This is a genomic window from Streptomyces albidus (ex Kaewkla and Franco 2022), assembly GCF_013870515.1.
Taxonomy (GTDB): domain Bacteria; phylum Actinomycetota; class Actinomycetes; order Streptomycetales; family Streptomycetaceae; genus Streptomyces; species Streptomyces albidus.
The window spans coordinates 1-2,683 of sequence record NZ_JACBXA010000432.1 but is presented as its reverse complement, the minus strand read 5'-3'; the positions used below and the strand labels follow the sequence as shown (position 1 = coordinate 2,683).

Annotated in this window: 3 protein-coding genes and 1 pseudogene; 1 reads left to right on the top strand and 3 read right to left on the bottom strand. The window is 69.7% G+C overall.

The features are described from left to right. From H5J26_RS31775 to H5J26_RS30150, 3 genes and pseudogenes are all read right to left on the bottom strand, one after another. A pseudogene (locus H5J26_RS31775) lies at window positions 1-161 on the bottom strand (trehalose-phosphatase); the annotation flags it as partial. Window positions 162-200: 39 nt separating this feature from the next. Then, window positions 201-458 (bottom strand): DUF3263 domain-containing protein, encoded by a 258-nt coding sequence (locus H5J26_RS30155; protein ID WP_181769133.1) that lies wholly within the window; start codon window positions 456-458, stop codon window positions 201-203. A 72-nt stretch (window positions 459-530) separates the two neighbouring features. Beyond that, entirely contained in the window at window positions 531-1,823 is a 1,293-nt protein-coding gene (locus H5J26_RS30150) for an extracellular solute-binding protein (RefSeq protein WP_309238124.1), read from the bottom strand. A gap of 314 nt (window positions 1,824-2,137) precedes the next feature. Between H5J26_RS30150 and H5J26_RS30145 the strand changes: the two genes are divergently transcribed. Further along, window positions 2,138-2,683, top strand: a 546-nt coding sequence (locus tag H5J26_RS30145) for an ROK family protein (protein ID WP_309238123.1), incomplete at its 3' end; no start/stop codon positions are given.

Sequence of the window (2,683 nt, the reverse complement as noted above, 5' to 3'; positions counted from 1 at the left end):
GGGACGGCGCCGGGGTGCGCACGGGCGTCGTCGGGGTCCGGGACGATGGGCGCGAGGGTGCCGTCGAAGTCGAGGGCGACCACTGCGCGTTCAGGCTCTCCGAGGATCGCGGCGAGTCCTGCCCGTCCTGCGGCGGTGCTGGGCGTGGGTACGGCGGCCATGCCGCGACCTTATAGGGGCGCCCGGCCCTGCCCGCCCTCTCAGCGCCGGGCGCGTTGTGCGTCACGCCGGCGGCGGAGCCGGTTGACGGTCACGGGGTCGTGGGCGAGGGCGCGACGGTCGTCGAGCAGTGCGTTGAGGAGCTGGTAGTAGCGCGTCGGGGACATGTCCAACTGCTCCCGTATGGCTCGCTCCTTGGCGCCGGGGCCGGACCAGCTGCGGCGTTCGAAGGCGAGCACGGACACGTCACGCCCGGACAGACCCTCTTCCGGCGGCGTCGCCTCGTCGTCCTCGCTCATCCGTCCAACCTAGCGCCGGCCTCGGACACTCACCGCCGGCCGGCCGACGAGATCCACAGACGTTGCCGGCGTTCACCGCCGTCCGCGGGCGGCCGCTTCCTCCGACTCCGCCTTCCGCTGGATGGCACCGAGCACGTCGGCCGGGTCGGAGTCCGCTCCGACCACGTCGCCCATCGTCTTCTTGATGTCCGCGGTCACCTGCGACCAGGTGACCTTGCCCACCGGGAAGAACTCCGCGCCGGAAAGCTGGTCCTGGAAGCGGCGCAGCGGCTTGTGTTCGGGCGCCTTCCGCATCCGCTCGTTCGCCGAGGTCGTCACAGGAAGGAGGTCGTAGCGATCGGCGAAGGCGTAGTGGTTCTTCTCACTGAAGACGAAGTCGAGGAAGGCACCGATCTGTTCGCGTCTGCCGCTCTCCCGGAAGGCGATGATCCAGTCGGCGACGCCCAGCGTGCCGCCGGAGGGACCCTCCCTGCCCGGCAGTACCGCGGTGCCGAACTTCACGCCGAGACGCGAGGCCTGCCTCATCAGCGTGGGGTGTCCGTTGAGCATGCCGACCTCACCGCGAACGAACGCGTCGAAGAGGTCCTGCCGGTCGGTCCTGCCCGGCGCGTGGTTGGTCAGCTTCGCGCTGACGAGGTTGTCCCGAACCCAGTTGAAGGTCCTGATGTTGGAGGCGGCGTCGATGGTGTACGTGCCGACCTTGTCGGTGTACGAGCCGCCGCCGCTGAGTATCCACATCAGGGCCTCGGCGGGGGCCTCTTCCGGGCCGAGCGGCAGCCCGTAGGGGATCTTCACCCCGGACGCCTTCAACCGGGCTGCCGCACGCGCCAGTTGCCTCCAGGTGGTGGGCGGCTTGCGCGGGTCGAGGCCGGCCTTCGCGAAGAGGGACCTGTTGTAGAACAGCAGCCGTGTGCTGGCGACGAACGGCATGCCGTACTGCGCGCGCTCGACCTTTCCCGCCTGGGCCAGCGAGGGGAGGAAGTCGGCCTGCACGGGTATGGAGAGCAGCTCGTCGGCGGTGTAGAGCTTGCGCTGGACGGCGAAGTCGGCGTACGAGCCGAGTTGGGCGATGTCCGGCGCACGGTCCTGCTTCACCATCTCGGCGACCTTCCGGTCCACGTCCTTCCAGCTGTGGACGGTGACGTCGACGGTGATGCCGGGGTGCTTGTGGTGGAAGTCGCGGACCAGCGCGTCCCAGTAGCCCTGACTGCTGTCGCCCCTGCTCGCGGAGCCGTAGTCGGCCGCGACCATACGCAGACCGACGCTCTCGGTGCTCGTCCCGACTCCGCAGCCCACCGTGGCGAGTTGGGAACCGCCCACCGCACCGGCCGCCGCCGCCAGACCCAGGAACCTTCGACGCTCCACAGCAACTACCTCTCAGATCATGCCGATTGACATCAGGTCATGCCTCCGGCCCCCAAATCGGTCTGGACCCGGCGCGTACGGAACAGGAGTCTCCACCGCGTACCGCCTAAGGTCTACGCCAGTACCCATATCGCTTTCGCAACGACGTTCCCCACTTTGATCCGCTTCTTCCGATACATGCGTGGAAGGCGCCGCTCACGGCACATTTCCCATCCCTCTCGCGACTCGGCCGCCGCGAACTCGACCGGCGAAACAGCGAACGGATGTCGCGAGTGGACTAGACCTGTCGCCGTCCGAGGCCTGACACTGATCCCGTGACCCTCAGCCCCCCGAACCCGGACTACGTCATCGCCCTCGACGTGGGCGGCACCCGGATGAAGGCAGCCCTCGTCGGCTCCCGAACCGCCGGAAGCGAACTGCTCCACGAGACGCGCAGACCCACCGCACGTGAGGGCGGCCCCGAAGCCGTCGTCGAAGGCATCCTCGACTTCGCGGCAGAGCTGCGCGCGTACGGCGTCGAGCAGCTCGGCAGGGAACCCTCCGCCGTGGGGCTCGCCGTGCCGGGCATCCTCGACCAGGCCACCGGCACCGCCGTCTACGCCGCCAACCTCGGCTGGAAGGACGTGCCGCTGCGCACCCTCATGGCGGAGCGGCTCGGCGGCCTTCCCGTCGCGCTCGGGCACGACGTGCGTACGGGCGGCCTCGCCGAAGGACGCCTCGGCGCCGGCCGGGGGGTCGACCGGTTCTTCTTCATGGCCCTGGGCACGGGCATCGCCGGTGCGATCGGCATCGACGGCGGCGTCGAACCCGGCGCCCACGGCAGCGCCGGGGAGATCGGCCACGTCGTGGTGCGTCCGGAC